We start from the raw sequence: 15738 nt of genomic DNA on the forward strand, positions 1-15738 counted from the left end.
TTCCCCACCTTCCTGGTACGCGAGCGGATTCAGAACCCTCAACTGCCGGCTATTTCAATAGTGATCATCTTGTGCACCCGGAAAGGCGTCAGCAGCGACTCGTCGGCGATTGAATCGGTAATCAACGTCCATGGCCCTTTGAGGGGCGACCAATGTTGTTGGAGGGCGCGCCCCAGTTTTGTCGCGTCAGCCAGCACGAACGTCTGTGCCGCTCGCCGGATCATGTTTTCCTTGAGGAAAGCCTGGTCGGCACTGGCCTCGCAAAGTCCCAACTCCGCCACGACGCCATCGGCGCTGAGAAAAATCTTGTCGGCACTCAAATGCTCCAGTGTCGCCTGCGCGGCTGCGCCGAAGGTCGACATGCTGGAGGCACGCAGTTCCCCGCCCAGCAGGGTGATTTTTGCATCCGCAAGCCGAGCCAAGGCCGGCAATGCCAGGATATTGTTGGTGATGACATGCAAGCCGCGTCGCTCCACCAGGAGCTCCGCCAGCGCGCTGGTGGTGGTGCCGCCATCGAGCAACAGGGTGTCGTTGTCCCGCACGTGCACCAGTGCCGCACGCGCGATGGCGAGCTTCTCCTGGCTGTGCTGATAGCGTCTCTCCTCGACGGAGGCCTCCGGCTCGCGCAGCCCGACATGAGCGGCACCGCCGTAGGTCCGCAGGATGAGGCCTTCCTCGGCCAGCGCGGTCAAGTCGCGGCGCATCGTCGCCTCGGATACGCCGAAACGCAGACACAGCTCCTCGACGTTCGCGGTGCCGGACAACACGAGATTCAGAATGGCCTCGCGGCGTGTGGCAACTTTCATGGATTTCCTGGATATCGGGTTCGACCGTCTTTATACGGTTTTCAACGGGGCAGTAAAAGGCCACCCGGCAAAGTTACCGGGTGAAACGCTCGGACACACTGCCAGGTGTCCGAGCGTTTTGTCGGTCAACGGTTCAAGGCAGGTTCAATGAGCGGATTTTCCGATTGCTCCTTGATCGGTTCGACTTCGCCCAGCAGGAACAGATAGTTGAGAATGGCGACGACAATCAACCCGGCGGAAAACAGCAGGGCCGGAACGAATGAGTTGGTGGCGGCGACGATGAATCCGGTGATGATCGGACCGACCACGCCGCCCATGTTGGAGACGGTGTTTTGCAGGCCGGCCAGCATCGAGGTCATGCCCCGTGGCGCGACATCGCCGGGCATCGCCCAGACCTGGGTGGCCGCTACCGTGGTGCCGGATTTGGCGATGCACAGCAGGACGATGGCGAGCCAGGAAGATTCGGCGAAGGCCGCGAAACCGATGCAGGAGGCCATCAGCAGGCCGACGACCAGGAAGGTCTTGCGAATACGCGTCAATGACCAGCACCCCTGACGGTAGATGCGGTCGGACAGCCAGCCGGCGAAGACTTCCACCAGCATGGCCAGCAGCAACGGCAGCGCCGCGACGAAACCCATGGAGATCAGGTCCATGCCGCGTTCTTTCACTAGGTAGGTGGGCAGCCAGGTGATGAAGAAGTACGAGTTGTAGTTGATGAAGAAGAAGCCCAGGCACATGGCCCATACATTGCGGTAGCGCAACAGGTGGTACCAGCGCAGGGTCGGCTTGTCGCCGGTGCCTTCCTTGCGGCGCTGGCCCTCGCGGATGTGCCGCAGTTCGGCTTCGTTGACGCCACTGTGCTGTTCGGGATCGTTCTTGTAGAACGCGAACCAGACCAGCGCCCAGACGATCCCGATGGAGCCGCTCAGGACGAAGGTCATCTTCCAGCCCACCAGGGCGATCAGCCAGACGATCAAGGGCATGGCGACCGCGCCGCCGAATTTCGAGCCGCTGTCGAAGATGCCGGCGACGGTGGCGCGTTCCTTGTCCGGAAACCAACGCGAGGCGATCCCGGCGTTGCTGGGATAGGCCGCCGCTTCGCCCACGCCCAGGCCGACGCGCAGCGCGAACAGGGAATTGAAGCCATTGGCCAGGCCGGTCATTGCGGTGGCCACCGACCACCACAGGACCGCGCCACCGAGGGTGAGCTTCTGGCCGAAGCGGTCGGCCAGCCAACCGGCCGGCAACTGCAGCAGGGCGTAAGACCAGAAGAACGCCGACATGATCAGGCCCATTTCCGCGGTGTTCAGCGCGAATTCCTTGCTGATGATCGGGGCGGCGGCTGAAAGCACGACACGGTCGATGTAATTGATCGCAATGGCGGTCCACATCAATCCGGCGATGAGCCAGCGTACCGAGGAAGCCTTATTATTGTTGTACATGGTTCCAACTCCGGGTTCGGATGTTTCGCAAGACCTGACGACAGCGTGATCGCACCTGGGGGAGGGCTCGGACGGCCTGCCCATTGCGCTGCCGACAGTCGCTTCAGGTCGGGGGGCGGACGAGCTAGAGGCCGTTCACCACGAATTCAGGACGCGCATTGGCCTTCAGCACCGCGACGATGTTGCGCACGCAAGTCAGGCTCAGGATGTCCAGCGCGCCCGGTGTGTAGCCGGCGATATGCGGTGAGGCGATCACGTTCGGCAGGGCATAGAGGGGATGACGGGTGACGGGCTCCTCTTCGAACACGTCCAGTGCGGCCCCCCGAGGTGTCCCTTTTGCAGCGCGGCAAACAAGGCGTTCTCATCGATGATGCCGCCCCGCGCGGCATTGATCAGGTGGGCGTGCGGCTTCATCAAGGCCAGGCGTTCGGCGCCGATGAGGTGGTGGGTGGCGTCGTTCAGGCCGATATGCAGGGTGACGTAGTCGGCCTCGCCCAACAGCGCGTTCAACGCCACCAGGCGGATACCGTTGGCCTCGGCAAAGGCCTGGTCCGGGAAGGGATCATGGGCAATCACCCGCATCGAGAAGCCGGCTGCGCGCCGCGCGACTTCCTTGCCGATATTTCCCAGGCCGATGATGCCCAGGGTCTTGCCGTGGACATCGGCGCCGAACAGGCGCGGCCATTCCCCGGCCTTGGTTTGTTGATCGGCCTGGGCGATCTTGCGGGCGGAGGCCAGCAGCAGGGCAAAGGTGTAGTCCGCCACCGCGTGCTTGTTGGAGTCCGGCACATTGCAGACCCACACCTTGCGTTCACGTGCGGCGGGCAGGTCGATGTTGTCCACGCCGACACCATGCTTGCAGACGATACGCAGCTCCGGCAGTGCATCGAGCACGCGGGCGTTGATGCTGTTGAAAGCGACAATCGCCGCCTGTGCGCCCTTGGCCCGGGCGATGAACTCGTCTTCGCCGATGTCGGCCGGCAGGTTGACGCACTCGATGGCCTGCTCGCCCAGCAGCGTCAGCGGCTCTGTCGAATACTTGGCAAAAGACGGGGAGGTGGAGACGATTCTCATGGCGATGTCCTCGATATTATTTTTATGCTTTAAGGTTCTGCTGATTCAGGTGTTCGCGGGCAATCAGGCCGCTGTGCTGGTGCGTTTGTGGGCGGCCAGTTCCACGGCCTGGCGCATGGCCTCGGTCAGGCTGCGTTCGTCGGCGATGCCTTTGCCGGCAATATCGAAGGCGGTGCCGTGGTCGACGGAGGTGCGGATCACTGGCAGGCCGACGGTGACGTTTACCCCGGCTTCCAGACCCATGACCTTGACCGGGCCATGACCCTGATCGTGATACATCGCCACCACCGCATCGAAATCGCCGCGCCCGGCGCGGAAGAACAGGGTGTCGGCCGGCAGCGGTCCTTCCACGCGCCAGCCGCGTGCCCGCAGCTCGTCGATGGCGGGTTGGATCTTGGTGGCCTCTTCGCCGTAACCGAACAGGCCGTTCTCCCCGGCATGGGGGTTGATGCCACAGACCGCGATGAGCGGGTTGTCGATGCCTGCGCGTACGAGGGTTTCGCGGGCACGTTCAATCGTGCGCTTCACCAGGCCGGGCTCGATCCTGGCGATGGCGTCGATGATGCCGATATGGGTGGTGACGTGAATCACCCGCAGCGTCGGCGTCATCAGCATCATCGAAACCTCTTCGATGCCGGTCAGGTGCGCCAGCAGTTCGGTGTGGCCGGGAAAAATATGGCCACCGGCATGCAAGGCTTCCTTGTTCAGCGGCGCGGTGCAAATGGCGTCCAGCTCGCCGGCTTCGGTCAGTTGCACGGTACGCTCGATGTAGCGGAATGCGGCATCGCCGGCGATGGCGGAAAGCTTGCCGTAGGGCAGGTCGGCAGGAATCAGCGCCAGATCGATGCAATCGACGACGCCGTGTTGAAAGCGCGCCTGACCGGGACGTTCAATGCTGTTCACTTTCAGGCTGCCCCCGACAATACGGTTGGCATCGGCCAGTCGAGCCGCATCGCCGATCACCAACGGGCGGCAGGTTTCGTACAGCGAGGCGTGAGCCAGGCATTTCATGATGATTTCCGGACCGACGCCGGTGGCATCGCCCATGGTGATACCGATGACAGGACGTTCAGACATAGGGGTCTTCCTTCGTTAGGGTTGCGACGTGGCGGTCAGTTGCCGCCAGGCATCGAAGAGGCTGCTGGGCTGGCCGAAGCCGCCGGCTTTGGTGACGATGGGCAGGTCACGCCCATGCCAGCGGGCGCGGGAGAAGACCACGCCGGGGGCCAAGTCACCCTGAAGGTCCAGGCGCTGAATACCGGCGGCGCCGAGAATGGCGCGGGCGGTTTCGCCGCCGGTGGCGATCAGCGCGCCCGCGTGGGGCAGGGCGGGCTGGAGCAGTTGGGCCAGTGCCGTGCTCAACTGCGCGGCCTGGCCGGGGTCGCGGTGTTCCTGTTGCAGACTGACCAGTACCTGCCGACCCTGTTGCAGGGCCGTCTCGATCGAGGTGGCGATGGCCTGCCATTCGGCCGCTGTCGGTCCCGCGCACAAGGTGGCGGGAGCAAGGCGCACACGTAATTGATCGCTGTGTTCAGCCAGGTAGTTGGCCTGGCCCTGGGCGTGTCGGGACATACTGCCGACCACGCTCAACACCGGTCCGCTGATCGACGTATTCGGCAGGGTTGATACCGCTGGAAATCCCAACGCCTGCGGCAGGTGTCGGGCCAGTCCGGCGGAGCCGACCCAGAATAGTCGTTCATGCAGAGCCGCCGAGGCCTGGGCGATATTCGCAAGGTCAGTATCGGTTTGCGCATCACAAACCAGTGCTTGTACACCGTCGGCCAGATGCATGAGCAGGTCTGCCTGCAGTCGCTGCGTATCACGTACTGCATCAAGGGAGAGCGACGCACAGCGCAGACCTTGCGCCCTCAACAACTCCACCAGGTTGGCCGTGCCCGCGAGGTGCTCATTGCGCCAGACGTCCGTTTGATCGACGGGGACGCCATCGAGCTGTTGAACCCCGCCCACTGTCGTCCTGCCCATCAGCGGGAACGCCGGCGCAACCAGGGCCATGCCGCGAAGGGCTTGCAACGCGGCCACTTCGCTGGCGATATTGCCGCGCAGGGTGGAGTCGATCTTTTTGTAAAGCGGCAGGTCGCCCGCCGGCTCCATCCCCAACACCTCGCGATGCGCTGCCGCGGCGGCTTGCGCATCGAGGCGCCGAGAGTCGAGGTCGAGGGCGATCACCTCGGCGCCCAACGATGCGCCGACATCCAGCCCGACTTGGCTGAGCACCACCTGAGTGACCATGCGCCCGGCGAAATCGGCGGCGCAGTCAGCGGCCCCGGAGAGATCGTCGGCAATGATCAGGAGGCGCGGCATGGGCGCGGTGCTCATGGCAGCAGGCGCCGATAAAGTTGCTGGATATCCTCGAGGCTGAGGGCCTTGGGGTTGTTGGCCATCAAGCGCGTCACCTTGGACGCGGCCACCGCCATTTCCGCCAGATGTTCTTCCGCCACGTTGAATTCGCGCAGGTTCTGCGGGATGTTCAGGATCGCTGTCCAGGTGTGGATCTGCTCGATCAGTTTGTCGGCGGCCACTTCGTCGCTATCGCTTTCCAGGGCCACGCCACAGACACAGGCGGCGCGCTTGAGACGGGCGGCGCAGCTGTCCAGGTTGAAAGCCATGACATGGGGCAACAGCATCGCATTGGCGACGCCATGGGTGACATGGAACTTGCCGCCCAGCGGATAGGCCAGGGCATGCACGGCGGCGGTGCCGGCACCGGTCAGGGCCAGGCCGCCATACATCGACCCCAGCAGCATATCGCCACGGGCTCGTACCGAGTCGGGCTGCTGATAGGCCTCGACGATGCTGCCGGCGATCAACCGCATGGATTCCAGGGCAAAGGTGTCGCTGAGCGGATTGGCCTTGGTGGAAATGAACGACTCCAGCGAATGGGTGAAGGCATCCATGCCGGTCGCGGCGGTGATTGCCTTGGGCAGGCTCAGGGTCAGCAAGGGGTCGAGGATGACCAGGGTTGGCAACAGGTGACGGCTGACGACACCGATCTTCAGCTCTTCATCGGGGAGGGTGACGATGGCGTTGGGCGTGACCTCGGAGCCTGTGCCCGAGGTGGTCGGAACCAGCACCATCGGCTTGCCCGGGTTGCTGACCTTGTCGATCCCGAGCATCTCCTTGAGCGGGGTGTCGTTGGTCAGCATCACCGCGAACAGCTTGGCCGCATCAAGCACGCTACCGCCGCCCACGGCGATCAGCGCGTCCGGTGCAAACGGGGCCACGTCCTCGCGAAAGACCCGTTCGATGTTTTCCAGGGTCGGCTCGATTTCGACGTTATCGATCATATGTACGGCGATGCCACGCCTGGCGAACTGCGCCTTGATCTTGTCGGTGACACCGAGACGGTGCATGGCGTTCTGGGTGACCAGGACGACCTGTTTGAGCGGAACATCCAGTAGATACAGCTTGTCGCCCAACTGCTCCAGGCTGCCAGGGCCATGGATGATGTTCTTGACGGTTTGGAAGTGATGGATCGCGGTCATGTCAGCCCCCTCAGGCGGTGTGGCGATAAACAGCCAGCAGCTCTGCGAGTTTCTGAACGGCCGCCGGATCAAGGGGCTCGACCGGGGCGCGGCAGGGACCGACCGGCACGTTCAACAGTTCGGTGGCTTTTTTCAGCACCGAGGGCATGGTGCCCATCGCGAAGGCATCGCGCAGCGGACGCAGCAGTTCCTGAGCGGCCTTGGCGGCCTCATGGTTGCCGGCCTGGAAGTTGTTCCAGATGGACATGACCACATGCGGCACGGCGTTGGCGGTGGCGGCCACGGCACCGTCACCACCGGCGAGCAGGTTCCAGTAGATCAGGGAGTCGGTACCGGCGAAGACCGCGAAGTCGTCGCTGCGGTATTTGATCATCTGCACCAGGTTGTCGAAGTTGCCGGCGCTGTCCTTGATGCCCTTGATCTGTGGGTGCTTGGACAAGGTGGCCACGGCGCCGAGGCCGATGGACATGCCGGTCTTGGCTGGAATGTTGTACATCATCACCGGGAGCGAGGTGGCGTCACCGATGGCCTCGTAATGCTTGATCAGTTCCGATTGGCTGACGGCATTGAAGTACGGGGTGATGACGGACAACGCGTCGGCGCCCATGCCTTCGACGCGTTTGTTCATTTCAATCACTTCGCGGGTGCTGAACGCCCCGGTACCGACCATGACGGGCAAGCGGCCCGCCGAGGCGTCGATGGTGATGCGGGTGATTTCGAGTTTTTCTTCGTCGGACAGGGCGAAAAACTCGCCGTTGGTGCCTAGCACGAAGAGGCCATGAACACCGGCTTCGATCAGGCTTTCGACCAGGCCGCGCAAGGCTTTTTCGTCCAGGCGCTGGTCGGCGGTAAACGGGGTGACTAAGGCGGGAACGATGCCGTGGAATTTCATGAAGGGCGCTCTTGTTTTGTTGTAATTGGAATGAGAGTGATCGATTCGATCATAAATGGCAAGTGAAAAATGACTAAAAAAATCACTTAAATTATTTCTGTGAGCGTTATTGTTTGTTTTTGATCGAATCGATCATTTTTTGCCAGGCGCCAGGCGCCAGGCGCCAGGCGCCTGGCGCCAGGCGCCAGGCGCCAGGGGGTGTGCCGGTGGGCTGCTCATCCAGGCACCGCTATCGGTCAGTGAGGCGCCGAGCCATAGCACGTATTGCGGGGCGACACGGGCAGGGCGGAGCATGCCGCTCAGCAGTTCATTGAAAGGTGGGTAGGCCGAGTGGGAATAGGTGCGATCCGGGACGAGATCCCGTTCAGCGCTTAGGCAACCCTACACAGCTCAAGCCCGACGCGGAGTCGGGCTTGAGCTGTGTAGGGTTGCTGCCGCTTTGCGATCTGAGTCATTTGAAGAACGCGTGCTTGTCCGCAGCGGCTTCGATGTCTCGATAAGTACGCCCGTCGGTCACGCAAAGAAGCGATCTGCCATCTCTGAAGTCCAGCGAAAAGGTGACCTCTTTCTCTTCGTCGGCAAGCATCAGGCCTGCAATCGCGCCAACCGGGCCAAGCACCATTGCTCCTGCCAGGCTAAGGCTCATCGTGCCTCGCATACCCTGATGTGAAGCCTCACTGACCGCCCTGATATCGGCAATTTCCGAGGTGGGGAGCTTCAACCCTGGCCAAGGGTATAGAGCCGTTTCTACTATGATGTAACCCCCCTCATGTTCTGCATGGCCATCAAGGAAATCTCCTGCCAAGATCTTTATCTTAGACATACGGTGTCCTCCCCGCGGTGACTACAGGAGAATTCAGCGCCTGCAAGCAGGTGGCGTCAACGGCTTCTGGATGAAGGGTTTGCTTTTCTTTTCCAGGCCACTGCGCACTGCCGCCAAGGCAGCTTTTATAAACATCGGACCAGCCCCGGGTCTTGGCTGGTCCATCCGACAGGGTAAGAATAATGGACTTGAAGTTCAGCCATGTGGATGTTCTGGTCGAAAACCTTGAGGTGGCCTGTTCCTACTACGCCAAGGTCTTCAGCGCCAGGATCTCGAAGTCGTTTACCTGGGAGCGCGACGGTCTCCATGTGCGATATGCGATTGTCATGTTCGGAACAGAGCGCGTGATGCTGGTCCAACCCATCGCAGGGAACCTGCGAGACCTCATGGACGCCAACGGCGAGGGCACGATCTACCGTCACTGCTACTCCACACCCGATATCGAGGTGGCTTATGACGAGTTGGTCGCCGTCGGCGTGCAGCCGGAGGATGAGAACGGAAGGCCTCTTTCCCGCGAAGCCCTTCAATCGCCCAGTGGCGTACGGATCATCTGGCTACCCAAGCGCTTTGGACACTTCTCCATCGAGTTGCTCGAAGAGCGTGAGTTGGAGCAGTTCATCCAGGACGCCTTTTCCACGAGCGCATGACCAGAAAGAACCCAGGAGAAACCGAACAGACAATAGGCGATCCATTTCTGTTTATGTGTGCATGAAGGCGAGCTTGGCCCCAAGGGCCAGGAAGGCGACACAGAAACCGCGACGCATCCAGCGCAGCACGGCCGGGCTCGAGAGCACATGACGGCGCATCGAGGCGGCGAACACACCATAGAGCAGGAAAACCGCGAAGGTGATCGCCATGAACCCCAGGCTCAATTGCAGCATGCCCGGTACCGCGGACGCGCCATCGGACGTGACGAACTGTGGCAGGAAGGCGAGGAAGAAGATCGAGAGTTTGGGGTTGAGCAGGTTGATCAGGATGCCGGACAGGATCACCTGGCCGTTCGAGCGAGGCGCGGCATCCGGCTCGATCCGCAGCGCACCCTGTTCCCCAAGCGTGCTCCAGGCCATCCAGATCAGGTAGGCAACCCCCAGGTATTTGATGATCTCGAACGCCAGCGCACTGGCATGCAGCAAGGCAGCCAGGCCGGTGATCGCCGCCAGCATGTGTGGCAGGATACCCAGGGTGCAGCCGAAGGCGGCGACCGCACTGGCTCGCCGCCCGTGGGAGAGCCCGGCGGCCAGGGTGTAGACCACGCCGGTTCCCGGCGAGGCGACGACGATCAGTGATGTGATGAGAAATTCGAGTGTCATTCGATTCCGACCTCGACGTGGCGCGCTCTGCTGGGCAGGGCAGGAGAGTTGTAGCGAGTGGAAGGGGTATAGCCAGATTTCATGGGCGGGTTCTCCGATCAACAGTGACTGCATCAGTCTGGCGGTCGGATGGATCTCGCTCTTGAACGAAATTGCAGCGGCTGGTCGATCGCGTCAGCGCCTCTTCTTCGCGTAGGCCCCTGGCGAAAAACCGAAGCTGCGCACGAACAGTCGTGTCATATGGCTCTGGTCGGCAAAGCCGCTGGCTGCCGCCGCTTCGGCCAGCGGAGTTCCGGCAGCGATCAGGCGCCGCGCCAGCTGGATACGCCGCTGCAACAGATAAGCATGGGGGGTGAGTCCGGTCTGGCGCGCAAAGGCGCGCACGAGTTGGAACCGGCTGAGTTCAGTCTCTTTCGCCAGCATCGACAGCGACAATGATGCCAATGGGTCGTCGTCGATCATGGCCTGCGCGTGCGTGATCCGTGCGCTGCATGATCGCGATGCAGGGCTTTTTCGCTCCAACAGGTGATCGAACAGACAAAGCAGCGTTTCGTCCACTTCCAACGAGCCCGGTGTGCCCCCGTTGTCGACCATGGCCAGGTAAAGGGCTCGAAAGGAGTCCGCCGCTCGGGTATCGCGAATGACCGGAAAGGCGAATTCATGAGCCGGGATACCTGCATTCTCCGCCATCTCCTCGAAAGTCGCCGAGACCCACTTGGGATCGAAATACAGCATGTGCCAGCGCCGGCCCCCGTCTCCGATCGGGATGCCGTCGTGGACCTCGCCAGGATTGACGGTGATGACATCACCGGCCATGGCCTCAACCCTGCCGCGACCGCTCGCCGACTGCTGGGCGCCGCGTGAGATCAGTCCAATACCGAAGTGCTCATGCATATGGCGCCCGAAGGCCCGGTCGGTTTCCGCCTCCACGGCCTCCACGCCATCGCTTATGCAGCGAATCACTCTGAAGTGTTTACCCGTCATATGCTCTCGAACTGCAGTCGCCTGATCTTTCCCAAGTTTAATCAGCGGCATGATCGCAGCGGCAGGTTTATCGCTGTGCCAGGATCAGCCTGGTGTATCACCGAAACGGAATGAGGCTCCATAAGCGGATTCCGGCAAATGGCTGGCGCCGTCCGCTCGCAGCCGTGAGCGGAAGGTTCCACTGTGCGGCTGGGTTCTGTAAAGGCCGCGCTTGCGCAGTTCGGGAATGATCAACTCCACGAAATCCTCCAGTGAGCCGGGACTGATCAACGGATTGATCATGTAGCCGCTGGTGCCGGAGAGACGGGCGTGTTCTTCGATCCGATCCACGACCTGCTGTGGGGTGCCGACCAGGATCAGGTCGCTGCCGCGGGTGACCTTGGCAAAACGTTGCTTCACATCGCCCGCGGTCAAGGGCTTGCCACTGCCATCGGGGTGCATGACATAGGAGGTCAAGCCTTCGGTGTGGGTCGACAGTGCCTCGCTGTCGGCATAGCGGCTGATATCGATGCCGGTATCGCCCGCGTAACTGACCAGTTGCGCCTGGAGATGGTAGTTGCTTTGCAGAACGTCATATTTGCGCTGGGCTTCGATCTCGGTTCTGGCGGTGACAATGCGCAGCACGGTCAGGGACCGCACATCCTCGCGCTGACGGCCGCGGGCCTGGGCCTTGGCCCATATATCTTCCAGGCCTTGGCGGATTTCCATAGGGTTGGATTTGGCGATGAAGATCAGCTCGGCGTGCTTGGCGGCAAACTCGCGACCACGACCCGACCAGCCGGCCTGGATCAGCAGGGGAGTGCGCTGTGGCGACGGTGAGGTCAGATGCGGTCCGGCCACTCGATAATGCTCGCCAACATGATTGATCGGCCGTACCCGGTCACCTCGGGCATACAGGTGACGGGTCTTGTCAGCCACCACGGCGTCATTGGCCCAACTGCCTTCCCAGAGCTTGTACACCACATCGAGAAACTCTTCGGCGCGTTCATAGCGGTCATCGTGTTTGATCATCTGTTCAAGGCCGAAATTACGGGCGGCGCTGGACAGATAGGAGGTCACGATGTTCCAGCCCACGCGGCCGTTGGTCAGGTGATCCAGGGTGCTGAAACGCCGGGCGTGGGTGAAGGGGTGTTCGTAGCTGGTGGTGACCGTGACGCCGAATGCCAGATTTTCGGTGACCGCGGCCAGGGCCGGAATGATCATCAGCGGGTCGTTGGCCGGCGCTTCCACCGCCCATTTCACCGCCGCGTCGGCATTGCCGCCAAACACGTCGTAGAAACCCAGCACATCGCCGAAGAACAGCATGTCGAGGTTGGCCTGGTCGGCAATGCGTGCCAGGTTCGACCAGTAGCCCAGCGAGTTGATTGCCAGGCGCTCGTCAGCCGGGTGCGTCCAGAGGCTCGGCGCACCGCCGCAGCCGACACTGGCTTGTTCGTAGAGGGCAAATAATAGAGGTTTTGGATCAGACATCTTCGTTCCTGAATGAAGTCGTTGAAGGGGTGGGCTCAGCGTGGGTTCTTGAAGCCTTTGCCGTAGTGCCGCTCAAGGCGCACCTGGATCAACTCCAGGCCGATGGAGAGCAGCCAATAGATGACGGCCGCGGTGGTGAGCATTTCGATATAGCGATAAGACGACCGGCCATACGATTGCGCCAGGAACATCACTTCCCAGACGCCCATGACCGAAACTAATGACGAGTCCTTGAGCATCGAAATGAACTGGCTGGTGGTCGGCGGAATGATCGTGCGCATCGCTTGCGGCAGGACGATGCGCACAAAGATCGCCGCGGGTCGCAGGCCCAGGGCGGCTGCCGCTTCACGCTGACCGGGCGCCACGGCCATGATGCCGGCACGAAAGATCTCGCTGAGGTAGGCCCCATAGTTCAGGGAGAGCGCAAGAATGCCGGCGCTGATGGCCCCGGGGACCACACCCAGTTGCGGTAGCCCCAGATAGATCAGCAATATCTGGATCAGCAGCGGTGTACCGCGAAAGAACGAGGCGTAGAAACTGGCCACGCCGAATGCCACCGCGCTGGATGACAGGCGCGCCAGTGCCGTGACGAAACCCAGAAACAGTGACAGCCAGATCGAGCAGAAGCACAGGAACAGCGTCAGTGCGGCGCCCTGCAGAAAACCGTTTGGCCCCAGGCGCAGGCCGACCAGGTTCGGCCACTTGTCCAGAATGATCGAGAACTTCAGGTCGAAGCTCATGAAAAACAGCGTGCACAGCCCGAGCATGATCGCCCAGGTCAGATAAAGTCGGGCCCGGAAACTGAGCAGATGGCGCCAGCGACGCGGCTGGGTGTCGGGTGCCGAGGCCACCTGTATCGGGTTGGGTTCGAAGGTGCTCATTGGCTGATATCGGCACCGATCCACTTCTGCGAAATCTTGCCGAGCGTGCCATCGGCCTTGAGCTGGGCAACCACCTGAGTGACCTTGGCGTTCCATTCGCCATCGCCTTTTTCGATGGCCGCGACGTTGGGTTCGGCATACAACGTCTCGCCGACGATCTTGAAGCGAGGGTCCTGGGCAATGCGTTCACGGGCGGTGACGAGGTTGGTGACCATGGCATCGAGGCGCACGCCGTTCCCCAGGGCGAGGTCCTGGAAGGCCACCGTTTCATTGTCATAGGGCGCCACCTGGACCTGATCGAATGGGTACTTCAGGGGCTTGTCCTCGGCACCCTCGATCACCAGGTCCTTGTTCAAGTAGGCTTCGTAGGTGGAGGCGCTGATCACGCCGACTTTCTTGCCCGACAGGTCCTTGCCCGAGGTGATGTCCTTGTTCTGGGTGTTCACCACGATGACCGCCGGCGACTGGTAGTACTCCACCGGGAAGTCGAACACTTCGGCGCGCGCTTTGCTGGGGGTCATCGAGCAGACGCAGATGTCATAGCGCCCACTCCAGCGGCCGGCGGCAATCACGTCCCAGGACGGGGTTTCCAGCTTGAGTTTTACCCCAAGGCGCTGGGCCACGGCCTTGGCGACATCGACGTCGAAACCGTCCAGTTGGTTTTGCGCGTTAAGAAAGGAGAAGGGCGGATAGTTCTCCATCAAGACGCCGGTAAGCTCGCCTTTCGCGGTCACTCGATCAAGTGTGGAGCCGGCGAGTGCGGTCGAGCAGGTAGCAAGCAATGCGAGACCAAGCGGTAGAAGGGCTGATTTTTTCAAAGGCGAGTACTCAGGCGGTTATTTAAGAAGAATGCATAGATTTAAACGTACTATAAAATCTATTTATACTAATTAAATAGAATAACAAGCTTGCATCGGGCTATATCCCGAGTCGCCTCTGTCAGCCCGCTGGCCAATGCCTTGGAGGCCCTGGTGTCAGCCAACACCAGGGCCCGCTATCTGCTTTTTTGCCTCAGGCCCCTGAGTTGCTGTCGATGAACTTCTCGTAATACATATGGAAGCCGTCGATACGCTGTTCGGTGAACCAGGTCTTGACGGCTTCCACCATGGGCGGAGGGCCGCACAGGTAGATGTCGAACGGGTTGGCGTTCATCGTCTGGCGGTCGAAGTGTTGGGGAATCCATCCGGTCTTGCCTTGCCATGCGGAGGACGGCTGGCTGACCACCAGGTGATACTCGAAACCTTCGATGCGCGTTCGATACTCCGCCAGGCGATTCAATTCACACAGGTCCGTGTCCTGGGTGACGCCATAGAACAACTGGACCGGTTGATCACATCCGCCCCGGTCGGCCATCTCGTCGAGCATGCCGAGAAACGCTGACAGACCCGTGCCGCCGGCCACCATCACCAGTGGCTTGTTGACCTGCCTGAGATAGAAACTGCCCAGTGGGGCCTCGAACTCCAGCGCTTGCCCGACCTCACAACGCTCGCGGACAAAATTACTCATCACGCCATCCGGCAGCAGTCGGATAAGGAACTGCAGCTGATTGCCCGGGTTGGGCCGGTTGGCGAACGAGTAGGAGCGCCAGGCATCGGTGCCGGGTACTTTCAGGCGCGCGTATTGACCGGGCAGGAAGTCCAACAGCCGCTCGCTGGCACTGGCGTCGAGATGCAGGATCGCGGTGGTGCTGGAAACCTGTTCAACCCGGGTGATGACGGCGTGCATGAGCTGGGTGGCGCCGGCGTTGCACAGGCTTGAATCGAAGTCGAAGTAGAAGGACGCCGCGGACTGCACGCGCGTCTGGCACGACAGCATCTTGCCTTGCGCCAGGTCGCTTTCGCTGAACAGCTCGTCGTCGACATAGTCTTGCGTATACCGGCCTGTTTCGCAGCGTCCCTGGCAAGTACCGCAGACGCCTTCGCGACAATCCAGGGGAATGTTCACGCCGTTGCGCAGGGCGGCGTCGAGCAATAATTCGTTGGGCTTGACCTCGAAGAACGCGGTCTTGCCATCGGCAAAGTTGAAAGCCACCTTGTGGTTCATGGCAACGTACTCCGTGGCTTACAAATGGTAGAAGTCGAGCACCGAATTGATCGTGTCGTTGAGCAGGACCACATGCTTGCGGGCAATCTTCCAGCTCTCGCCGTCAGGCCGCATGCGGTAGGTGGCGTAACCGTAGAATTGCTCGGAGGTGGCCATGCGGTAGTACAGCGTCTGCCAGTTGAGCCTGACCTCCAGTTCGTCGTTCTCCAGCGCCGCGATGCGGATATTGCTGACCATGTGCAGGGTGCGCGGCATCGGGATGGTCGAGGCGGCCTTGCCGGTGCGCAAGCGGAATACCCGATCCTCCAGGCCGCCCCGGTTGGCGTAGTAGATCAACGACATGCCCTTCTTCGGGTCAGTGGTGTAGACGTGCTCCGAATCCCATTGCGGCAGGTGGAACTCGCTGTCCTCGCTGAACAGGTCGAGGTAGGCGTCCCAGTCCTGGGCATCGCACAGTTCGGCCTTGCGGTAGCAAAATTGTTCAACACGGTATTGCAGTTGCGAATTCAT

At 61.3% G+C, this 15738-nt stretch carries 16 protein-coding genes and 2 pseudogenes; 1 reads left to right on the plus strand and 17 read right to left on the minus strand.

Annotated features, from left to right (window positions below; all coding sequences use genetic code 11):
• Positions 1-38: 38 nt before the first annotated feature.
• The 10 genes and pseudogenes from NUH87_RS00170 to NUH87_RS00215 form a co-directional block, all read right to left on the minus strand.
• Entirely contained in the window at positions 39-806 is a 768-nt protein-coding gene (locus NUH87_RS00170; protein ID WP_338524132.1) for a DeoR/GlpR family DNA-binding transcription regulator, read from the minus strand.
• 125 nt (positions 807-931) lie between these two features.
• On the minus strand, positions 932-2248 hold the full coding sequence (locus tag NUH87_RS00175; RefSeq protein WP_338524133.1) for an MFS transporter: 1317 nt from the start codon (positions 2246-2248) through the stop codon (positions 932-934).
• A gap of 124 nt (positions 2249-2372) precedes the next feature.
• Positions 2373-2504 (minus strand): hypothetical protein, encoded by a 132-nt coding sequence (locus tag NUH87_RS00180; RefSeq protein WP_338524134.1) that lies wholly within the window; start codon positions 2502-2504, stop codon positions 2373-2375.
• A 36-nt stretch (positions 2505-2540) separates the two neighbouring features.
• Positions 2541-3322: pseudogene (locus NUH87_RS00185) on the minus strand (phosphoglycerate dehydrogenase); the annotation flags it as partial.
• Between the two features lie 63 nt (positions 3323-3385).
• Positions 3386-4399, minus strand: a complete 1014-nt coding sequence (pdxA, locus tag NUH87_RS00190) for a 4-hydroxythreonine-4-phosphate dehydrogenase PdxA (RefSeq protein WP_040068922.1) — start codon at positions 4397-4399, stop codon at positions 3386-3388.
• 15 nt (positions 4400-4414) lie between these two features.
• Positions 4415-5644: a four-carbon acid sugar kinase family protein gene (locus NUH87_RS00195; protein ID WP_338524136.1), complete on the minus strand. Its 1230-nt coding sequence runs from the start codon at positions 5642-5644 to the stop codon at positions 4415-4417.
• Positions 5645-5655: 11 nt separating this feature from the next.
• Complete coding sequence (locus tag NUH87_RS00200; protein ID WP_338524137.1) at positions 5656-6825, minus strand: iron-containing alcohol dehydrogenase; 1170 nt, start codon at positions 6823-6825, stop codon at positions 5656-5658.
• Positions 6826-6835: 10 nt separating this feature from the next.
• The gene (dapA, locus tag NUH87_RS00205; RefSeq protein ID WP_338524138.1) at positions 6836-7717 is read right to left on the minus strand and encodes a 4-hydroxy-tetrahydrodipicolinate synthase; all 882 of its coding nucleotides are present in this window, start codon (positions 7715-7717) and stop codon (positions 6836-6838) included.
• Positions 7718-7951: 234 nt separating this feature from the next.
• A pseudogene (locus tag NUH87_RS00210) lies at positions 7952-8062 on the minus strand (LysR family transcriptional regulator); the annotation flags it as partial.
• Positions 8063-8168: 106 nt separating this feature from the next.
• The gene (locus NUH87_RS00215) at positions 8169-8540 is read right to left on the minus strand and encodes a hypothetical protein (protein WP_338524139.1); all 372 of its coding nucleotides are present in this window, start codon (positions 8538-8540) and stop codon (positions 8169-8171) included.
• Between the two features lie 182 nt (positions 8541-8722).
• On the opposite strand from NUH87_RS00215, the gene NUH87_RS00220 reads away from it, so the two are divergent.
• Positions 8723-9187, plus strand: coding sequence for a VOC family protein (locus NUH87_RS00220; RefSeq protein WP_338524140.1), 465 nt, complete (start codon positions 8723-8725; stop codon positions 9185-9187).
• 51 nt (positions 9188-9238) lie between these two features.
• On the opposite strand, the gene NUH87_RS00225 is transcribed toward NUH87_RS00220, so the two are convergent.
• The 7 genes from NUH87_RS00225 to antB all read right to left on the minus strand — a co-directional run bounded on the left by NUH87_RS00225 (position 9239) and on the right by antB (position 15738).
• A complete protein-coding gene (locus NUH87_RS00225) occupies positions 9239-9850 on the minus strand; it encodes a LysE family translocator (protein ID WP_338524141.1) in 612 nt (203 codons plus the stop codon).
• 174 nt (positions 9851-10024) lie between these two features.
• A complete protein-coding gene (locus tag NUH87_RS00230; RefSeq protein WP_338524142.1) occupies positions 10025-10885 on the minus strand; it encodes an AraC family transcriptional regulator in 861 nt (286 codons plus the stop codon).
• Between the two features lie 33 nt (positions 10886-10918).
• The gene (locus NUH87_RS00235) at positions 10919-12304 is read right to left on the minus strand and encodes an LLM class flavin-dependent oxidoreductase (protein ID WP_338524143.1); all 1386 of its coding nucleotides are present in this window, start codon (positions 12302-12304) and stop codon (positions 10919-10921) included.
• 35 nt (positions 12305-12339) lie between these two features.
• A complete protein-coding gene (locus tag NUH87_RS00240) occupies positions 12340-13185 on the minus strand; it encodes an amino acid ABC transporter permease (RefSeq protein WP_338524144.1) in 846 nt (281 codons plus the stop codon).
• Positions 13182-14003: a transporter substrate-binding domain-containing protein gene (locus NUH87_RS00245; protein WP_338524145.1), complete on the minus strand. Its 822-nt coding sequence runs from the start codon at positions 14001-14003 to the stop codon at positions 13182-13184. The genes NUH87_RS00240 and NUH87_RS00245 overlap by 4 nt, the downstream gene beginning before the upstream one ends.
• 193 nt (positions 14004-14196) lie before the next feature.
• Positions 14197-15228, minus strand: a complete 1032-nt coding sequence (gene antC / locus NUH87_RS00250) for an anthranilate 1,2-dioxygenase electron transfer component AntC (RefSeq protein WP_338524146.1) — start codon at positions 15226-15228, stop codon at positions 14197-14199.
• Between the two features lie 18 nt (positions 15229-15246).
• Positions 15247-15738 carry an anthranilate 1,2-dioxygenase small subunit gene (gene antB, locus NUH87_RS00255; protein ID WP_338524147.1) on the minus strand — a complete coding sequence of 164 codons (492 nt, stop codon included), beginning with the start codon at positions 15736-15738 and terminating at the stop codon, positions 15247-15249.

The organism is Pseudomonas batumici, assembly GCF_036585405.1.
GTDB classification, from domain to species: domain Bacteria; phylum Pseudomonadota; class Gammaproteobacteria; order Pseudomonadales; family Pseudomonadaceae; genus Aquipseudomonas; species Aquipseudomonas batumici.

What these genes read in the sequence shown, in the direction of transcription:
- NUH87_RS00170 (WP_338524132.1), bottom strand. Translation starts at nt 806, where the DNA reads ATGAAAGTTGCCACACGCCGCGAGGCCATTCTGAATCTCGTGTTGTCC.
- NUH87_RS00175 (WP_338524133.1), bottom strand. Translation starts at nt 2,248, where the DNA reads ATGTACAACAATAATAAGGCTTCCTCGGTACGCTGGCTCATCGCCGGA.
- pdxA (WP_040068922.1), bottom strand. Translation starts at nt 4,399, where the DNA reads ATGTCTGAACGTCCTGTCATCGGTATCACCATGGGCGATGCCACCGGC.
- NUH87_RS00195 (WP_338524136.1), bottom strand. Translation starts at nt 5,644, where the DNA reads ATGCCGCGCCTCCTGATCATTGCCGACGATCTCTCCGGGGCCGCTGAC.
- NUH87_RS00200 (WP_338524137.1), bottom strand. Translation starts at nt 6,825, where the DNA reads ATGACCGCGATCCATCACTTCCAAACCGTCAAGAACATCATCCATGGC.
- dapA (WP_338524138.1), bottom strand. Translation starts at nt 7,717, where the DNA reads ATGAAATTCCACGGCATCGTTCCCGCCTTAGTCACCCCGTTTACCGCC.
- NUH87_RS00215 (WP_338524139.1), bottom strand. Translation starts at nt 8,540, where the DNA reads ATGTCTAAGATAAAGATCTTGGCAGGAGATTTCCTTGATGGCCATGCA.
- NUH87_RS00220 (WP_338524140.1), top strand. Translation starts at nt 8,723, where the DNA reads ATGGACTTGAAGTTCAGCCATGTGGATGTTCTGGTCGAAAACCTTGAG.
- NUH87_RS00225 (WP_338524141.1), bottom strand. Translation starts at nt 9,850, where the DNA reads ATGACACTCGAATTTCTCATCACATCACTGATCGTCGTCGCCTCGCCG.
- NUH87_RS00230 (WP_338524142.1), bottom strand. Translation starts at nt 10,885, where the DNA reads ATGCCGCTGATTAAACTTGGGAAAGATCAGGCGACTGCAGTTCGAGAG.
- NUH87_RS00235 (WP_338524143.1), bottom strand. Translation starts at nt 12,304, where the DNA reads ATGTCTGATCCAAAACCTCTATTATTTGCCCTCTACGAACAAGCCAGT.
- NUH87_RS00240 (WP_338524144.1), bottom strand. Translation starts at nt 13,185, where the DNA reads ATGAGCACCTTCGAACCCAACCCGATACAGGTGGCCTCGGCACCCGAC.
- antC (WP_338524146.1), bottom strand. Translation starts at nt 15,228, where the DNA reads ATGAACCACAAGGTGGCTTTCAACTTTGCCGATGGCAAGACCGCGTTC.
- antB (WP_338524147.1), bottom strand. Translation starts at nt 15,738, where the DNA reads ATGAATTCGCAACTGCAATACCGTGTTGAACAATTTTGCTACCGCAAG.